Annotated in this window: 14 protein-coding genes; 12 read left to right on the top strand and 2 right to left on the bottom strand. The window is 45.5% G+C overall.

Annotated features, from left to right (window positions below):
* Positions 1-75: 75 nt before the first annotated feature.
* The gene (locus QUB77_RS16985; RefSeq protein ID WP_333174863.1) at positions 76-1,317 is read right to left on the bottom strand and encodes an HhoA/HhoB/HtrA family serine endopeptidase; all 1,242 of its coding nucleotides are present in this window, start codon (positions 1,315-1,317) and stop codon (positions 76-78) included.
* A gap of 205 nt (positions 1,318-1,522) precedes the next feature.
* Between QUB77_RS16985 and dnaA the strand changes: the two genes are divergently transcribed.
* The 3 genes from dnaA (at position 1,523) to dnaN (ending at position 4,796) form a co-directional block, all read left to right on the top strand.
* Positions 1,523-2,896 (top strand): chromosomal replication initiator protein DnaA, encoded by a 1,374-nt coding sequence (gene dnaA, locus QUB77_RS16980; RefSeq protein WP_333174865.1) that lies wholly within the window; start codon positions 1,523-1,525, stop codon positions 2,894-2,896.
* A gap of 349 nt (positions 2,897-3,245) precedes the next feature.
* Positions 3,246-3,419, top strand: coding sequence for a hypothetical protein (locus QUB77_RS16975; RefSeq protein WP_333174870.1), 174 nt, complete (start codon positions 3,246-3,248; stop codon positions 3,417-3,419).
* A 237-nt stretch (positions 3,420-3,656) separates the two neighbouring features.
* Positions 3,657-4,796 (top strand): DNA polymerase III subunit beta, encoded by a 1,140-nt coding sequence (dnaN, locus tag QUB77_RS16970; RefSeq protein ID WP_006632140.1) that lies wholly within the window; start codon positions 3,657-3,659, stop codon positions 4,794-4,796.
* A 119-nt stretch (positions 4,797-4,915) separates the two neighbouring features.
* On the opposite strand, the gene QUB77_RS16965 is transcribed toward dnaN, so the two are convergent.
* Positions 4,916-6,355, bottom strand: a complete 1,440-nt coding sequence (locus tag QUB77_RS16965) for a HAMP domain-containing sensor histidine kinase (RefSeq protein ID WP_333174873.1) — start codon at positions 6,353-6,355, stop codon at positions 4,916-4,918.
* A 990-nt stretch (positions 6,356-7,345) separates the two neighbouring features.
* Between QUB77_RS16965 and QUB77_RS16960 the strand changes: the two genes are divergently transcribed.
* The 9 genes from QUB77_RS16960 to QUB77_RS16920 all read left to right on the top strand — a co-directional run bounded on the left by QUB77_RS16960 (position 7,346) and on the right by QUB77_RS16920 (position 19,247).
* Positions 7,346-8,425 carry a permease gene (locus tag QUB77_RS16960; RefSeq protein ID WP_333174876.1) on the top strand — a complete coding sequence of 360 codons (1,080 nt, stop codon included), beginning with the start codon at positions 7,346-7,348 and terminating at the stop codon, positions 8,423-8,425.
* Positions 8,426-8,569: 144 nt separating this feature from the next.
* Positions 8,570-9,358 (top strand): TIGR03943 family putative permease subunit, encoded by a 789-nt coding sequence (locus tag QUB77_RS16955; RefSeq protein WP_333174878.1) that lies wholly within the window; start codon positions 8,570-8,572, stop codon positions 9,356-9,358.
* 182 nt (positions 9,359-9,540) lie between these two features.
* Positions 9,541-10,914, top strand: coding sequence for an oligosaccharide flippase family protein (locus tag QUB77_RS16950; RefSeq protein ID WP_333174881.1), 1,374 nt, complete (start codon positions 9,541-9,543; stop codon positions 10,912-10,914).
* 20 nt (positions 10,915-10,934) lie between these two features.
* On the top strand, positions 10,935-11,921 hold the full coding sequence (locus QUB77_RS16945; protein ID WP_333323298.1) for a hypothetical protein: 987 nt from the start codon (positions 10,935-10,937) through the stop codon (positions 11,919-11,921).
* A gap of 479 nt (positions 11,922-12,400) precedes the next feature.
* On the top strand, positions 12,401-13,966 hold the full coding sequence (locus tag QUB77_RS16940) for a hypothetical protein (RefSeq protein WP_333174886.1): 1,566 nt from the start codon (positions 12,401-12,403) through the stop codon (positions 13,964-13,966).
* 82 nt (positions 13,967-14,048) lie between these two features.
* Entirely contained in the window at positions 14,049-14,615 is a 567-nt protein-coding gene (locus QUB77_RS16935; protein ID WP_333174889.1) for a hypothetical protein, read from the top strand.
* Positions 14,616-15,297: 682 nt separating this feature from the next.
* Positions 15,298-16,653, top strand: coding sequence for an ATP-binding protein (locus tag QUB77_RS16930; protein WP_333174891.1), 1,356 nt, complete (start codon positions 15,298-15,300; stop codon positions 16,651-16,653).
* A 108-nt stretch (positions 16,654-16,761) separates the two neighbouring features.
* A complete protein-coding gene (locus QUB77_RS16925) occupies positions 16,762-18,135 on the top strand; it encodes an ATP-binding protein (protein ID WP_333174892.1) in 1,374 nt (457 codons plus the stop codon).
* Positions 18,136-18,377: 242 nt separating this feature from the next.
* The gene (locus QUB77_RS16920; RefSeq protein ID WP_333174895.1) at positions 18,378-19,247 is read left to right on the top strand and encodes a hypothetical protein; all 870 of its coding nucleotides are present in this window, start codon (positions 18,378-18,380) and stop codon (positions 19,245-19,247) included.
* Positions 19,248-19,326: the final 79 nt, after the last annotated feature.

The raw sequence follows: 19,326 nt of genomic DNA, 5'->3' as shown, positions 1-19,326 counted from the left end.
CCTTCTTCCTTCTTCCTTCTTCCTTCTTCCTTCTTCCTTCTTCCTTCTTCCTTCTTCCTTCTTCCTTCTTCCTTCTTATCCAACTTTTTGAACCGGCAAACTTCCCGTTTTAACAGTCAAATTAACTATTTGCCCGTTGCGGTTAATTTCCATTTGCAACATACCGCCAACCTTAGCATTTTGCACGAACTCCTGAACAGCTTCCGACTGAATAATCGGCTGATTGTTAATTTTTTGAATCACATCTCCAGCCCGCAAACCGGCTGCTGCTGCCGGAGAATTAGGAACAACGCTAACAATAGCCACACCCCGATCGACTGCAACTCGCAGGCTGCTGTTAGCGTTGCTGTTAATTTGCTGCTTAACGTCTGGAGTCAGCGTCGCCATTTCAATGCCTAAATAAGCGTGTTCGACTTTCCCCGTCGAAATCAGTTCCTTCGCCACCTGTTGGGCCGCCTGAATGGGAATCGCAAAGCCCAATCCTTGAGCACCTTGAATAATCGCCGTATTCATGCCAATAACTTGGCCCGAAGCATTCAGCAGGGGGCCGCCGGAATTCCCCGGATTAATTGCAGCGTCTGTTTGAATAAAACCGATCCGCTTGTCGGGTACGCCCACATCAGAGCTCGATCGTCCCGTAGCGCTAATAATCCCCGCAGTTACGGAATTGTCCAAACCCAAAGGATTGCCGATCGCGATCGCCCATTCCCCAGGCAACAGCTTATCCGAATTGCCGATCGCCACCACAGGCACATTATTCGCCTCAATCTTCACCACAGCAACATCCGTCACCTTATCCGCCCCCAACACCCGCCCCTGATAGCTGCGGCCGTCCCTGAGAGTTACATTTACCGTATCGGCTCCCTCTACAACGTGAGCGTTAGTGAGAATCACGCCGTCGGCACCGATGACAAAACCCGAACCAGTGCCCCGTTCGAGCCCGCCCCGGCCACCAGAATTCGGTTCTATGCCAAAAAAATCTTCCGGCGACAGCCTTCCATTTCCCGGTTTCACACGGCGCGAAGCATCGATCCGAACCACTGCCGGGCCAACTTTTGCCACCGCAGCGACAATAAAATTCACATTAGTCCCGTCGCCCGACAAGGAAGCCGGGGGCAAAACTTTGCTAACTCGATCCTTTGTACTAGGAGGCAGTTGCAATTTAGGTTCCAGCGCCCTTTGTCCCGAATCGCCAGAATTTGCACGAAATTGAGAAACCGTCAGACGATCGCCCAACATGGCGGCCCCGGCTCCCGTTACCAGCAGCAATATGTAAATTGCCGGTTGCTTCCAAAATTTGCCAGTAGAACTCTTCATTGCCATGTTTTAAGGCTTTCCTGCCAAATCTAAATATTTGCTCAACAGCTCCCCGATACCTGGTTTGGGCTGCAGAGCCCTAAAATTTTCGGCGATGGCGTCCCGCCCCGCAAGCTACGGCAGACTCCCTTAAACTTTAGCATCTGAGGACTAAACTCTCTAGAGTAGAATTAATATCTTGAATGCCGATCGGCAGAGGTGAGCGATGGAAATTCCCCTCGAAAGTCTGTGGAATCAGATACTTGAACGTCTCCAGGTACAACTGAGCAGACCTAGCTTTGAGACGTGGATCAAAACTGCCAGGGCCGAACAACTCGAAAATAACTGTTTGATCGTCAGCGCGCCCAACCCCTTTGCTCGCAATTGGCTGCAAAAATATTACGTCAAAACCATTGCCGATGCAGTCTACGAAATTCTCGGCTATCCGGTAGACATTTACTTGACAATTGCCGGGGGAAACGAAACAGGTGGCAGCAGTGACTCCGCCATGATTTGGCCCTCCCCCATCGCAGCCGATGTCCCGGAAAACCACTCGCTTCACCCCCCCAAACCCGCCAATTTAAACCCCAAATACGTATTTTCCCGCTTTGTCGTCGGTTCTAACAACCGCATGGCCCACGCAGCCTCCCTCGCGGTAGCCGAGTCTCCGGGCCGAGAATTCAATCCCCTATTTTTGTGCGGTGGCGTCGGTTTGGGCAAAACTCATTTGATGCAGGCGATCGGTCATTATCGCTTGGAAATTGACCCCAACGCCAAGATTTTTTACGTTTCTACTGAGAAATTCACTAACGATTTAATCGCCGCAATTCGCAAAGACAGTATGCAAACTTTCCGCGACCATTATCGAGCAGCCGATGTTTTATTAATAGATGATATCCAATTTATTGAAGGAAAAGAATACACTCAAGAAGAATTTTTTCACACTTTTAATACTTTGCACGAAGCCGGGAATCAAGTAGTTTTAGCTTCCGATCGCCCGCCACAGCAAATCCCCCGCCTCCAAGAGCGTTTGTGTTCCAGATTTTCGATGGGATTAATTGCCGACATTCAATTGCCAGACTTGGAAACTCGGATGGCAATTTTGCAGAAAAAAGCCGAGTATGAAAATATGCGGCTGCCGCGAGATGTCATTGAATACATTGCTTCTAGTTACACTTCCAACGTGCGGGAATTGGAAGGTGCTTTGATTCGGGCGGTAGCATATCTTTCAATTACCGGTTTGCCGATGACCGTGGAGAATATCGCCCCGGTTTTGAACCAGCAAACTGAAAGCTTAGAGGCGACGCCAGATGCAGTAATTGCAGTTGTGGCTGAGGAGTTTGATGTTTCTGTTGAAGATTTGAAAGGCATTTCCCGCAGGCGAGAAATTAGTCTTGCCCGTCAAGTAGGGATGTATTTAATTAGGCAGCATACTGGTTTGAGTTTGCCAAAGGTTGGCGAAGTGTTCGGTGGCAAAGATCACACGACTGTGCTTTACAGTTGCGACAAAATTGCTCAGTTGCGGAACACTGACCCGAATTTGGCTCAAACTTTGCGTCAGTTGAGCGATCGAATTAATGTTGTCAGCCGCAAAACTTGAGAAGAAGTCAATCGATTTTAGATTTTAGATTTTAGATTAAAGATTAAAGAATTGAAGCATTGACCCCACGGATAAATACGTTAGGCAAGTTTCATCGGATACAGGTTTTTTATTTCTGGGTCCTGAGTCGGCGAAGGAATGAATCCGGGGGCTTGTATCTTGGATGATGAAGGTCAGTTGTCAGTTGTCAGTCAGTTGTCAGTCAGTTGTCAGTCAGTTGTCACACCAATGACTCTATGCAGCGATTTCCAGATCCGCATCATCGAAGCGGTAACTCTCCGATAACAGACAATCTCTATGCGTAGCAGCTTGCCTGTGGAAAACCCTGTGGAAAAGTTGCCCTCGGTTTGTGGAAAACTTTACTCGATCGCCCGAAACAGTTTTTGCACAAAAATGGGCGGGCGATCGACCGCAACAGCTTTTCCACAAGTTTTCCACAGGGATTTATTACCTAGAGGTTATGCCCAGCCAGCAGTTAGCTTTTTTTTCCACAGTTTCCACAGGGCGATCGACACAAAAATAATTCAATAAATTAAAAAATACTAGCGATCCCTGCACACCCAACACAGATAATTAGCAACGCGCCCTGACCTCAGAAACCCGGTTTCTACAAAGATTTTTCGTTTTTAAAGACAAAATTTTGCCTAGAAACCTGGTTTCTAGCCCCATACTTAACCCCTACACACAGAAAAACCGACCCGCCGGCTTTCTGTGATACGATTTGTTTCTGTTTCAAATCCGGTTAATTAACCTTCCTACCATGAAATTGGTTTGCACCCAAAGTGACCTCAACGCCAACCTCTCGTTGGTAAGTCGGGCCGTTCCCTCCCGCCCGACACATCCGGTACTCGCCAACGTGCTCTTAGTAGCGGATGAGGAAAATCAGCGGGTTAGCTTGACAGCTTTCGATCTCAGTTTGGGCATTCGTACCAGCTTCGCAGCAGAAGTAACAGGCGGCGGCAGTTTTACCATACCCGCTAAATTACTTAACGATATTGTTTCGAGACTCCCGGATGGAGAGATTACTTTAGAAGACGAAGCGGGGGACACCGTAGCATATCTCACTTGCAGTTCTGGTAGCTACCAAGTTAGAGGCATGGGCCCAGAAGAATTCCCAGAATTGCCCGCAATCGAAGCCGGAACAATCCTCAAATTACCGCCCGAAGCCTTGATAGAAGGACTCAAAGGAACTTTATTTGCTACTAGCCCCGACGAGGCCAAACAGGTACTTGCAGGCGTGCATTTAAAGGTATTGCAAGATTGCCTGGAATTTGCAGCTACAGACGGCCACAGATTGGCAGTAGTTCAAACTGCAAATGAAAAAGCTGAAGGCGAAGAAACCCAAGAAGAATTTGAGGTGACAGTCCCCGCTAAAGCATTGCGGGAAGTAGAAAGAATGTTGGTGATGCGGCAGTGGACTGAACCTGTAACCCTGCATTTTGAACACGGTCAAGTAGTGTTTGAGTGGGCAGACCAGCGGCTGACAACCCGCACCTTGGAAGGGCAATATCCCGCATACCGGCAGTTGATTCCGCCGTCTTTTGAGCGGCAAATTACCTTAGAAAGGCGATCGTTCTTAGCAGCAGTAGAAAGAATTGCGGTGTTTGCAGACCAAAAAAATAATATTCTCAAATGCAGCATCGACGAGGAGAATCAGGAAATTACTTTGTCTGTAGATGCTAAAGATGTCGGCTGCGGCAAAGAGTCAATGCCCGCACAGATTTCGGGAGATAGCATAGATATTGCTTTCAACGTCAAATATCTGATTGATATCTTAAAAACGGCTCAATCCCCAGAAATTCAACTGCAATTAAACGGTGCTTTAGCCCCCGTAATTTTCCAGCCTTTGGGTGGAGTTAATGCTACATTCTTGGTAATGCCTGTTCAGCTTCGAGCGTAACAGTAGGGTGCGCAATGCGCACCTTACCTAAATCCGTGTATCCGTGTCCTGCATTCCATCTTCCATCCATTCCTTACTATCCCTTACATCCGTTACACTCATCGGTTGCCAGACTTCCTTCAAATCAACGGCAACAAAATTTCAAATTCCGTACCCGTACCGGGGGTAGAATGCAAATTTAACTTGCCTTTATGCTTTTCCGTAACAATTTGATGGGTAATTGCCAACCCCAAACCGGTACCTTTCCCCGCAGGTTTAGTGGTGAAAAATGTCTCAAAAATCCGCCGTTGAATTTCTGGCGGAATGCCCGGCCCGTTATCGGCAATTCGGATGGCTATCCAAGCGTTATTTTGATTTTTTTCGGCTGCTTCGGGGCTAAAGCCGACGTTTGGGCAGGCGGATGATAGCTGTTTTGCATTTTGTCGAGCGCCGCTCACATAATTGTGAATTAATTCCGAATTAACGCAGTCTCCGTCAGAACTATCTATTACCTCAGTTTCAATAGTAATCGCAGGCATAAAATCTTTTTCTGCTTTTACCTCTTCCAAAGCGTCGATCGCATTGCTGATGATATTCATAAATACCTGGCTCAACTGACCAGAGTAACACTTGACCAAAGGCAAATCTCCATAGTTTTTAACTACTTTAAACCCGTACTTCAGACGGTTTTTCATAATTAGCAGCGTACTGTCAATACATTCATGGATGTTAGCTTGCTTCAAGTGGGTTTCGTCCATGTGAGAAAAGGTGTGCAGGCTGGTGACGAGTTCGGTCAGCCTCTGCGATGAAACTTTCATACTTTTGAGAATTTCCACCCAATCTTCTTGCAAAAAATCAAACTCTATGTGTTTTTTGAGTTGGTCAATTTTTTCGCTGTCACCCACAATGTGTTCGTAAGCAGACAGCAACTCCATGATGTCTTTCGAGTAGTTGGATAAAAAGCCGAGATTTCCGCTGATGCAGGTGACAGGATTTCTAATTTCGTGGGCGACTCCAGCTACCATCTGTCCCAAACTCGCTAGTTTTTCGGTTTGAATTAGTTGAGATTGAGTTTGCTGCCTCAGCAATTTTGTTGCGAGTTCATGAATGTTGGATTGGGCTACTAACAGTTCGTGCACGTCTAGCAAACTATAAGTTTGAGGCGACACTTGAACTACAATAGGTTCGTAAAGCAGTTCTTTCGATCGCAACAGCGACTTCCTGGCTGCATCCACGATTAAAGTATTGCTGGGAAAAATTAAACTCTCAGTTTCGGCAAAGCGGTACAAAGCCCTCACAGGTCGCTTTAAAAATAATTCTCGCCCAAAAGGACGGCTGATAAATTCTAAAAATCTCCGCCGGGAAATCATGCCTGCAAATTCACCTTGATGAGTCACAATGACTCCCGGCAATAGCGGATTAGCTTCTAACATCTGAGAAATTCGCATTCCCCAATCCGTAGCTTCTACCTGAAAATCGTAAAGCGACAATTGTTGGAGAGTAGAGTCTAAACAAAGTTCTCCTAGGTCAGCCTCGGAGATGGGTTGGACTGGTCTTTCTACGCAGGAGGTATTCAACATAAATTTATCAGCACGCTTTTTTGGGGTTCTATTTGCCAGCAGACATTCAGCTACCAAAGATCAGCAGGTGAGTTGCTGAGTGCTTTGATCGGCATCCCCCTGGCAAACTGCATTTTAAATTACACAAAAAACTGACTGTAGCAAGGAAAATTTTACCACTTAAAGTATTCGGCAAGATTGAGGATCACCGAGATCAATGCGCCCTGGTAATTATACCTGACTTTATTTTATACGGACTTGAGCGGTATTAACGCTCGTTTCGACTATTTAACTATTCATTAATCTTAAGTTATCGTCTTAACCTTTTGTTAATAAATTATTATGCTGAGAAATATAATTGAGTGATAATAGAAGAAAATCGGAATTGCCCGATCGCCCACGCGATGCAGCCCGTCAGCAGACAAGTTAAAAGCAGAAATTCGCGGGGTCGCGTCCGGGAGTTTTAGCTTCTTGCAATCGCGATGGCGGGACGCCTTGCAAGCTAGGGTATTTGAGGGGATTTCATCCCATCTCCCCGATCGATCCGGTACTCACAACCCCCCGTAACGCTCAGCCAGCGACACACCTGCCCGTGCGTCCCCTATAGGTTTGTAGTGAAAACTGAAGTCATCGCTAAAAACCCATTTTATAGCGCTCGTTATGTAAAACAGTTAGCCTCGCCCGCAATCTGCAAAATCTGCCTTGGCATTTGTTCTACAATCAATTATTGTTAACCGAAATATCTCTCAAATCTGCGACTGTTGGCCGACTCAATTATTGATTGGCTGTACGAGGCGGATATAATAAATTATTAGTCCAACTCAAACAACTTCAACCAGTCTAAATTATTCAATATATTAGCATTGATTAAATTAGAATGTCTACAAAATCCAGCAAAAAAATGGTAAAAAAATTTAACTCGATCTTAACTTAGTGCTAGGCTTTGGTATGATCTACAAGGAGTTCTACCAAAGACGTATAACTAAATAGCAATCTACCAGTAGGTGATCGATGCAACCCGCCCTGACAAATCAGTTAAACAATGCTTTTACCCTGTTTCTCAGCTTGTTAGTAGAAGCAATACCTTTTCTGCTGCTGGGAGTCTTATTCTCAGGTTTGCTGCTGGGCTTTGTAGACGAACGCAAACTCGTATCGCGCATCCCGCGAAACCCGCTGCTGGCGGCTTTGATGGGCAGTTCGATCGGCTTTTTGTTTCCCGTGTGCGAGTGCGGTAACGTGCCCGTAGCCCGCAGGTTACTGATGCAGGGAGTGCCCGCACCAGCCGCGATCGGCTTTTTGCTCGCAGCCCCCACGATCAACCCCGTGGTAATTTGGGCGACTTGGACGGCATTTCGCGATCAGCCAGAGATTGTAGTTTTGCGGGTGGTATTTTCTCTGTCTATAGCCACAATTATCGGCTGGGTGTTCAGCGCCCAAAAAGACTTGCGGCCTCTGCTGCACCCCTCTGTAGCCCGCGCTATCCCCCTGCCAAAACCAGATTTTTCCGAAAAAGAGCTCGTCCAAGCCAACACTCCGCTGCTGTTGCAGTCGGGAACTTTTATGCTCGGTCAGCCGGGGGGGGTGGTGCCAATCGAATCTTTGCTACAAGACGACTGGAAGCGATTAGAAACAAGCAAAACAGAAAAAACATCGAAACGTTCCTCGATGTTCCACCCTGTTTCTAAAGAGCGTCTGCGCCTGCTTTTAGATACTATGGTACAGGAGTTGCGCGAATTGGGAGGAGTGTTGGTAATCGGAAGTGCGATCGCGGCCATCATTCAAGTTGGCGCACCCCGCGAACTAATTCTCAACCTCGGCCAAGGCCCCGTTTCCTCGATTCTAGCCATGCTGCTCTTAGGCGCAGTCGTATCGATTTGTTCTACAGTAGATGCCTTTTTTGCCCTGGCTTTTGCTGCCACATTTACCAGCGGTTCGCTGTTAGCATTTCTCGTTTTCGGCCCGATGATTGACCTCAAAGGCATTGGTTTAATGATGTCAATTTTTAAAGGTCGAGCCGTAGTTTACTTAATTGTATTGGCAGCTCAGTTAACCTTTTTAATGACCCTCGCTGTAAACTTGCATTTAGGTTAATAAATGAGCTGGGACAGACAACTAATACCATTGTAGATTGGCGATTTTCAATTACCTTGCTCTCCGATACGGAAGTAAGGGATATACGGATAGGTGTTTTTGTCTTTTCCTTCTTCTCTCTTCCTTCCCAATCACTCTTAAAAAATGAATCTTAAAAAAATTAGCCCCTGGCTGGACGCCCTAGCTATCTTAGCGTGGGGAATACTGCTTCTTAAATATTGGATCACCGGCAAGTTAAGCATTCTCATTCACCCCAATTACTTTGGCTTGACTCTAGCAGGAGGAATCGGCTTAGTGGTTATTGGCGGTTTAAAAACGTGGGAACTCGTAAAACCCGATCGCACCACAAAGCAATCGCGGACATCACCAGCAAATAACTCTCTGAGAATCACAGAAGTTGAACACGTTACTTTGTTTCCCCCCAGTATCGGCAGCACCTTAATGTTGAGCGTCGCATTAATTGGTTTATTAACAACGCCACGCACATTTACCAGCCAGACAGCATTAGAACGAGGCCTCACCGAATCCCTGCCCATCACCAGACTGCAACCCCAAGAATTTCGCAATACTACAAAACCCGAACAGCGATCGCTCGTTGAATGGGTGCGGCTGTTAAATTTCAACCCCGAACCGGATACATACAAAGGTCAAAAAGTCAAAGTTCAAGGATTTGTAATTCATCCCCCTAACCTAGCAGAACAATATATGTGGATCGGGCGTTTTATCATTACCTGCTGCGCGGCAGACGCCTATCCGATTGGCTTGCCAGTAAAATTACTGATCGGTCAAAGCCGCACCACCTTTGCCCCAGACAGTTGGCTAGAAATAGAAGGAGAAACGATCGTAGAAGAACTGCAAGGCAAGCGCAAATTAATCATTCAAGCATCCTCCCTCAAACCAATTCCTGAACCCAAAAACCCTTATGATTATTAAATGGCGAGTAAGTATGAGATTAAATTTTACATTTATGGCGACATGGACACTGAAGACGCGTTCTCCGTATACAAATAAAGATACTGTCCAGTCAGCAATAAAAGTGGCATCATCGTTCTGTAGGAGTTGCAAATAACAAATTCAGCAACTACACTCGTAATTAGGAAACAAATTCTGAGTATATGTCATCAAAAAAATTAGCAATCAAAGGTGCTGCCTGGACGATCGCCAGCTATGGAAGCAGTCAAATTATCCGATTTGGTAGCAACCTAATCCTGACGCGCCTGCTTTTGCCTGAATTATTTGGTCTAATGGGTCTAGCCTACGTTTTCATCGTAGGCATTAACTTATTCACAGACATAGGTCTGGGCCCAAGTATCATTCAAAACAAGCGCGGGGACGATCCTCAATTTCTCAACACCGCTTGGACAATGCAAGTTATTCGCAGCTTGTTTGTTTGGTTGTGTTTAATTCTAATAACCTGGCCAGTTGCTAAATTCTATGAAGAACCCCGTCTGATGTGGTTGATTCCAGCCATAAGTATAAATACCCTAATAGGAGGGTTTAAATCGACTTCCGTATCCACCCTAGAACGCAAGATGAGCGTTAAGGAAGTAGTGCTTTTTGAGTTGGGTACACAGATAATTTCTACTACCGTGATGATTGTGTGGGCTTTCTTCGATCGCAGCATCTGGGCGATCATTGTAGCCGGCTGGACTGGAGCTGTAGTGGAGTTAGTATGGAGCCATTTTTTGATTCCCGGCAAGTCAAACCGCTTTGCTTGGGATAAAGAAGCAGTAAAAGAAATATTTTCTTATGGCAAATGGATATTTTTGTCTACGATTTTATTTTTTCTGTGTTCTCAAGCCGATCGACTCATCCTCGGGAAAATATTTACTTTCACACTGTTGGGCATTTACGGCATCGCTTTTACTCTCGGCGATATGCCGCGCCAAGTAATTATCGCCCTTAGTGGCCGGGTGATTTTTCCCTCGATTTCTATGCTGGCAGAGTTGCCGCGGCAGGAGTTGCGCGCGAAGATACTTAACAACCGCAAGCTAATTCTAATACCGTTAGCCGTAGGTTTAGCAATTTTTGTGAGCTTCGGAGATAAGTTAATTTTAACACTGTACAGGAAAGAGTATGAGGCGGCATCTTGGATGATGCCTATCTTGGCTTTAGGTATCTGGCACACCACCCTCTCCAGTATGATGGGTGGTTGTCTTTTAGCCGTAGGAAAGTCTCAGTACCCAGCTATGGGCCATCTGCTGACTTTTGTGAATCTCTGTATAACTATACCGCTGGGATACCACTTAAAAGGTAATTTAGGTGCCGTGATTGCTATAGCTCTCGGCGACCTTCCTAGCTATGCAGTAACTAACTACGGTTTGTGGAAAGAAGGACTAACTTGTTTTTGGCAGGATATTCAATTAACAGGGCTGTTTCTAGGGGTGCTGGCCACTCTACTGTGGTGTAGAGTGGCTTTAGATTTTGGTCTGCCCATCGATAAAATATCACCGATGGATTTAGTTCCAATCAATTCACTATTTCAGTAAACAAAAAGGAGATTGTCTATATGTCAGCAGAAAATAATACAAGAAGAAAAGTAATGCACTTTATCTTTTTACAAATGGCTCTGTTACAAGAAATATCGCGAGTAGCCACGAGGTATACTAAACTGATGTTTTTTTATCAAAGAAATCGCATTATAAATTTATTCAGAGAAAACGAACAGCCCGAAAAAGAACGCCCCAAAGTCTTTGCCGCTGTCGCACACGTTACATCAGTTGAAGAATCTAACAATCCAGAAAAAGCCGCAGCCAAAATAGAGAGACTCAGGCACACAATAGATGGATTGTTGACGAGTTTTGCTCATTGCGATCTCACAATTACTATCCAAACTCTACCGAACAGGCACGTTACAGCCTACTTACCTGAATATCAAATTAAGTGCATTCAGATTCAAGAAGGCCCTGAATGCGACCCCATGTTTGTAGAGTTTAGACTTCAGGAAGAATTTGTCGAAAGAGTAGAAAAATTTGACTGGTTTTTATTCATAGAAGATGACATTGTTTTGTACGATGCTTTCATTCTAGAAAAATTAGAAAATTTTAACCGAGAAAGCGGGTATGAGAATGCTATTCTTTACCCAAACCGTTTTGAAATGTATCAAGGAACCAAGAGATACATTGATTTGACCCTAGAGCCGCCAGTATTGTGGAATCAGCTATCTAGTGTAGAGATAGAAAGTGTAAAATTTGCTGAATCTAGCCATACTCATTCAGCATTTTACTGCTTGTCAAAAAGCCAAATGAAACACTGGATAAAATCAGGCCGCATATTCAAAAATCAAGTAGTGAATGTCGGGCCTTTAGAGAGTGCAGCAACTTTTTGTCTTTTGGAATGTTTCTCCATATATAAGCCTCACCCGTCAAACTTAAACTATTTTGAGGTCAGGCATTACGATAGCAAATATTCTAAGCTATATCCTGAACCAGAATCGCCGTATACACTATCAGGAGTTAATAATAGTTCCCACACGCCAATCGTCAAGGATTCGTGAAAGGGATCTAAGTAGTCGTCACGATCATTAGTAGGATGGGTAGATCGCCAGCGTTACCCCTCAACCTATTAAAGAATTAGCGATTTGAAATTAGAGATTAAATTAAAAATCTAAAATTTCAAACAGTGTTGAACGCAACTGGCACAATGGTAGGGTGCTCTACTTTTCTCAAAGCCTCTCTCGATCGAGCAATTTTTAGCTCTGAAGCCTCCTAAAAAGTAAAATCTATATATTTCACATCTCCACTCGGTTGATACTGTTGGAAGTGCCGCATACTCCACGGATTTAAGCTTGTGAGTTTAATTCAGTCTAGGAGACACCCACACTTTCAGAAACTGAGTTTTTTACCAAGATACTTCGCTGCATTAGTTTTCGGTGGTAAAAAAAAATCAGAGGGTCGGGAGTACGCCCAAGGCAGTAAAATTTAAAAGGAAAAATTTGGCAGTTAATTTTCAGCAGAAAGTAGGAGAGAAAGATTTGTGAGTATTTTTAACAAAAAAATTAATCCTTCACCCTTCGCTAATCTGCCATTCAAACACCCGATCGACCGCACGGCCATCTTCCTCATGCTAGTGCTGAGCGTCTTAATCGGGCTGCTGCTGCTGAGCGGCGATCGCACAGCACCCAGAGTGCGAGAATTTACCTGGGAAAACAAACAAATCGGCGCCGAAGATACCGGATTTATCCTCACATTCTTTCGGCCGATGAACCAGCCCACCGTCGAGGAAAACTTAAAGCTAGAACCCCCCCTCCCCGGTAAATTTAGTTGGGCGGGAAGACGCATGGCTTACACCCTCAAAGATCCAGCACCCTACGGCGTTACCTACACAGTCAAACTCGCCGGAGCAACGGATAAGTATTTCGGAGAAAACAACCAAAATAAAGGAACGCCAATGCAACCGTTTAGCAGTTCGTTTCGCAGCCGCGATCGAGCTTTTGCTTACATCGGTGTCCAAGGCGAAACAGAAAGCAGATTAATGCTAGTCAATCTCAGCAGCAGCGACTCAAAACCGATAGCGCTGACTCCCAAAGATTTAGTTGTCACCGATTTTAAACCGTATCCCGACAGCGATCGCATTTTATTCTCAGCCACCGATCGATCGATCGCGCGTACTCGTGGCACCCTCAATCAAGAACTATTCACCGTCACCACCGGCCTCAACCCCCAATCGGGTTCAGGAACTCAACAAAAATACCCAGCCGGTAGAATCGACAAAATCTTAGACTCCAAAGATTACCAAAACCTCAAATTCGACCTCTCAGCCGACGGAAAAATCATAGTTGTCCAGCGCGTCAACCGCCGCAATCCCGGCGATTTCAGTCCTTGGATTTTGGAAGAAAAACAGGCGCCCAGACCATTGGAAAACGAACAAGGCGGAGATTTTATGATTCGCCCCGACAGCAAATCGATGGTAATATCTCAAAAACAAGGATTAGCGATCGTCCCCCTCAAACCGGAAGCAGACCCCGTAGAATTTTTGCCAAAATACGAACAAGTATTGGGGATGGCCCGCGACAACTCGGCCGCCGCCTATGTTAAATACAACAGCGACTTTACTCGATCGCTTTTTATCTTAGATAACCAAGGTGTAGAACAAGAAATATTGCGTATTCCCGGCAGCATTATGGCCGTTTATTTCGACCCCCGCAAAAACCAAGACAATCAAGTTCAGCGTCTCTACTGTTTGTTAGCCCAACGCCTCAAAACAGAAAGCTATAAAGAACAGCCTTTCATCGCCACCATCGACCTCAAAAAAGAGGGTAATCGTTTGGTAGGAACCATCAAACCGCTGCTAATTTTGCCCAACCAATTAGATACCCAAATCAGTTTATCTCCCGACGGGCTGGCATTAATTTTCGACCAATCAGTCACAGCAGCAACTCCCTCAGCAGCAGACAGTCCCCGCAACGATAGTGGACAGTCGATCGCCACCAGCCGCCTCTGGCTGCTACCCTTAGTAGATATAACCACAGACGGTTCTCGCGCAAAAGTACAGCCAGAAGAACTTCCCTTTGCCGGCTATCACCCCCGCTGGCTACCATAAATCAATAGGAGATTTGAGAGCGCACTGCTGACTAATGACTGGTGACAAATCTAAAATCTAAAATCTAAAATCTAAAATCCTTATGACTCCCGAAGAAATTAGCAATACCCTTAAAGACTTATTTGGTGACAGTGTTGAGATGCCTGTTGCCACTTCTTGGCAAGTAGAAACCCCCAATTTTCGGCTGTTAGTCCTCCTTTCAGAAGACGGGAGTTGGCTGCGGATTTTGCTGCCGATCGCCGATGCCCAGGAAGCTCAACCATTTTTTGATAAACTCCTAGAAGCTAACTTTGACACCACCCTGGAAACTCGCTACGCCTTACATCAAAACGTTTTGTGGGGAGTATTTCAGCACAGCCGGGCCACACTCGCCACCGCCGATTTCTCAGCCGCCGTCACCAGACTGCTGGCTTTGCAAGAGAGAGGTTTGTCTGACTTTTTCGGCGGTTTGATAGAAAGCCGCATCCGTCAAATCATCAAAGCTGCGAAGATGCAGGGACAGTCTGTGGACACTACCCTTCAGACTTTAGACCGTTTCTATGCAGAGGGATTGATGGGTGAAATGGAACTAGGGCGAGAGTCTCGCGAAAACACTCTCGCCGCTTGGCGGTATCAGCTAGAACGCCTCTGGCCGGAGGTGGAACCCTAAGACGATTGCAGATTGCAGATTGCAGATTGCAAAAAACTGACTACCATCGAGGTGGGAAGTTGCCTAAAGTTGCATTTCTTTTGAGTGGTATAGCAACCGCCAATACGGTTAGAACGTTCTTAATTGCACAAACCCTTGGGGAACATTGCTTCTTCCTTCTCTCGCGATGATAACTAAAGCATTCCATCCGTTACATTCGGTTACATCCTCAGAAAGCGAATCCGTGGCCGAACTTCCTTTGGTCTGGGCCCTAGTCTTGACAATTGGAGCCTGCAAGCCCCTTAGACGATGGCTAATCCGGGCCGTCGAACCCTCGAAGGATGCCCGTATATTCACTGATAACCCGCTCGCGCTTCTCCAATTCCCTTCTATCAGTGTAAAAATGGTATAACTTATCACAATAATTCGTTATAAATATTAAAATTTTTCCGAAAACAGGCGATCGCAGGTATATCATGGTAAAAAGTTTACAGCAGAGATCAGTAAGTTCCACAAAAGCTTCGATCGTTTAATATTGACTTAGAAACAAAATCTTTAGCAGACAATGCTACTGCGATCGGGTTTTCCCATCGGGTGCTGTTGTAATTTTACAAATTAGCAACTACCCGCTACCCATTACCAGTTACGAATTAATAGCAACTTAAGTTGTCCATTAATACAATATTTAACAGGGGTTTCATCTATGTTTGCTGTGCGTGAGACTAGCTCGGAGTTATCAGTGTTGCATATACCTGAATTTTGTACTTGGAACATCTCCTTAGAATCAACTCTCCTAGACCTGCCACTCTTCAACTGCCAAATTGAATTAACTCAACAGGCAAAAGAAGTAGCCCAGGCTTTTGAAGAAAATTCCATGCTTCCCGGCGTCATTTTGACCAATGGGGGTAGTTTTGTCGGCATCATATCCAGGCGTCTATTTTTTGAAAAAGTTAACCGCCGCTACGGAGTAGAAATGTTTTTCAAGCGACCAATAGAGGTGCTGTACAAGTTTGCCAAGCCAGAGGAACTCGTACTTCCCGCCAGTAAATTAATAGTAGAAGCCGCCCACGAATGTCTTTACAGATCAGCAGAATTAATTTACGAACCCGTAGTAGTGGAAATAGCCCCCCAGACCTACAAGCTGTTAGACGTACACCAATTAATGGTCGCTCAATCAAGAATTCACGAATTAACAAATAAGTTACTCCACAAACAAACCCAAGCCAAACTCATCCAAACAGAAAAAATGGCTAGTTTGGGGAGGATTGTAGCAGAAGTAGCCCACGAAATCAGAAATCCGCTGAACTGTATTTGGGGAAATTTAACTTTTCTGCTGTCCTATTTTGAACACTTGCTTCAGCTCATGTCGGTTTATGAAGAAGAATATTCGGCACCCTGTCCCCGAATTGAGGCCCTTAAAAAAGAAATTGAATTTGATTTTTTACAAGAAGATTTGCCGATCACCTTAGAAGGGATGGAGTTGGGAGCCTCGCAATTGCTAAAAATAGTTAACGGGCTGCACCACTTCTCTCACATGGACGAGACAAAACCAGCCGAGACAGACATTCACGAATGCGTGGAGATGACGCTGTTAATTTTGAAAAACCGCTTTAAAAATAGCATAGAAGTGGTTAAAAATTACGGCGAATTGCCGCTAGTTAGTGGCTACTCCGGTCAGTTGAGTCAGGTGTTTTTGAATTTGTTAGTTAATGCTCTAGACGCCCTGACAGAGTACGCAGCAGATCGAGAAATACAGACCGAGTGCCGGGACAACTGGCAGCCCCAAATCGAAATTACCACTAAAGTTATAGAAACCGAACACGGCAAGCGGGCCGCAATTTGCATTGCCGATAACGGGCCCGGCATTGCCCCAGAAAATCACCAGCAGATATTTGACACCTTTTTTACCACTAAAGCAGCAGGCAAAGGCAGCGGTATGGGGCTGGCTATCTGCCATCAAATCGTCACAGAAAAGCACGGCGGCCAACTGAGAATGCGATCGCAACCAGGTAAGAATACTGAATTTGAAATTCTCCTGCCTATAGTTGGCACAACATGATTAACTCAAGAATATTCTCGGTTGTTCGCTCCTGCGGTGAAGTGATAGGCTAGCTTAGTAGTAGGTTCTCAATTCACTTTCCCAGCGTTTCGGCAACTAAAAGTTCCAGTGGCAAATAAATTCAGTTCCAAACTCCTTGGCCCTTCACTCTCCGAAGGCAGCCATCAAGACCTTTCCCTAGAGTCTACCCTCTGGGATTTGCCCCTGTATGACTTTCAGGTTAAATCGAGCTGCTTGGCCGTGGCAGTTGCCGAAATGTTTGAACAGCATCCCCTAGTGCCGGGAGTCGTGTTAATGGAAGCAGGAGAGTTTGCTGGCATGATATCCCGCAGGCAACTGCTGGAATATTTGCTCAAACCCCAAGGCCCTGAACTCTTTTTGCACCTGCCGCTGAAAGTTCTCTACAGTTACGCTCGCGTCGAAATATTATTAGTCGCAGAGAGTACAACCATTTTGGCAGCAGCTCCACAAGCTCTGCGTCGATCGCCCGAATTGCAGGCAGAACCGATCGTCGTTCAAATAGACTCCCAATCTTACCGACTCTTAGACCCTAACGCACTAAACATCGCCTACTGGCAAATTCGCGGCATAGAAACTCAAGTTCGCTACGAAAGAGCCCAAACTCAAATGATTCAAAGCGAAAAAATGGCTAGTTTAGGGCGTTTAGTCAACGGAGTAGCCCACGAAATTTTAGATCCGGTAGGCTTTATTTGGGGGAATTTAACCTACGTAAGCGACTACAGCAAAAACTTGATGGAGTTGCTCTCAGTTTACGACGCATACTGTACTGACCCCCCGCCGGAAATAGCAAGGCTCAAGGAAGAGATCGACTATGACTTTTTGCAAAACGATTTCCTCCGAACTGTTGCCAGCATCAAATCAGGAGCAGAACGTTTGAGCAAGTTGGCAACCAGTTTGCAAAACTTCTGCCACATCGACGATATTTATCCCAAACCGACCGACTTGCACGCCAACATAGACAGCATACTTTTGCTGCTCAAAAGTCGTTTGACTAGGGAAATCCAAGTAGTGAAAAACTACGGCTACCTGCCGCCAGTGCCCTGCTATGCAGGACAGCTAAACCAAGTATTTATGAATATCTTGACCAATGCTATTCATACATTAATTAATGAAGCAGTCGGTCAAGAATTGGCGAAAGAGTTCAAAGGTGGAGGACTCAGAGACGGCGATCGCCAGCCTAAAATTGAAATCACAACTCAAGTCTGCTGTCCCGAACCTGCGCCGGATTTAGACAAACTTCATGTTCGCTGGGTTTCGATTTGCATAGCAGATAACGGGCCAGGAATGTCACCTAGCAAGTACAAAAAAATCATAGAATCATTCTCTACGGAAAAACGCGCCCTCAAAGAAACCAGTTTAGCAGTTAGCTATCAAATAGTGACGGGCAAACACGGCGGTGCATTCAGAATGCGATCGGAGTTGGGAATTGGCACCGAGTTTGAAATTTTGTTGCCCTTATGATCCCGCAGTCCGAGCGCCCAGATGCCGGGATTCAGGTGCGATCGAGCAGATATTTATATTGGGCGTAAAGCACAGACAACCATCTGTCTATTTCAATAGCTTGCTGCTATAGCTAAATACTATTTGTAAGTCTATACTAATATCAGCTAAGACTAGCTGTGACTGTTGCTGGTCTATGACCTAGGAAAAACAGCACTTGCCGATCGAATAGCGTTGCTGTAGCCAATGATTAAGGTGAAGTAATGAATCAATCTATTTTTAACAATCTTACCTTCTGCACTTTCAGTACCAGTCAGATTATGGTGCGCGAAGTGCTTGAAGACTGGCTATCTTTTCTGGGGGGGCGGCCAAAACAAGTAATTTTCGCTGTGTCGCCTGCTGATAAACCGCCCCCGATTTATCAGGAACTTTTGGCTGAAGGGCTGATTGACGAGCTCGTGTATGTAGACTGGCGCGGGAGATCGGTGGGCGAGACAGAGCCAGAGGGTGTACGCGTGGCGATCGAGGCGGCTAAAACAGATTGGATTTTACTCGCTAAACTCGATACTCTGCCCTATCGCAAGGGTCACGAGAATTGGCTGGATGAGGTAATGCAAACAGTTCAAAAATATAACTGCTTTGGGTTTACAGGTTCTTTTCCTTCGCCAGATATGCAGTCGCTAGAGCCTGGTTACTCAAAAACTCAGAAGTTCAGCAACAATTTTTCCATTTTTCGAGGGACTGAATGGATAGAGGTAATTGATTACTATGTGGGTAAAAAATTCGACGGCCCTGTAGCAAAAAATGCTCTGTACACTAAAGAAAGTCTTCGATTTGCTAATGAGGCCGCGATCGAGAGTTTTTTGGAAAAGAATCAGCGATATATGTTAGTTCGTTGGGAAACGCCGGAATGGACTGTTTTTCATGTTAATATATGGGGAGAGCAACTGCGACAGATTCGCGATCGCTACCTCGCCAGAAAGGACATTAGTGCATTCCTAAATACTGGTAGACCCCAACAGATTGGCTTTCACCCTTGGGAGCTGTATTACGGCTATCCCAAACCGCCACTGCTCGAGCGTTTCAAAATCTTTGTGGGACGATGGCGCCGGATAATCTTCAGAAACGAGTAAAGGGAAGGCGACTCGTTTAATTAGCAATCGCCAAATTCCACAGCCACAAAATCACTGGAATATTGATACCACCTGGGGT

Source organism: Microcoleus sp. AT9b-C3, from assembly GCF_036705485.1.
In the GTDB taxonomy this organism is placed as follows: domain Bacteria; phylum Cyanobacteriota; class Cyanobacteriia; order Cyanobacteriales; family Microcoleaceae; genus Microcoleus.
This window is presented reverse-complemented; position numbering and strand designations above follow the sequence as displayed.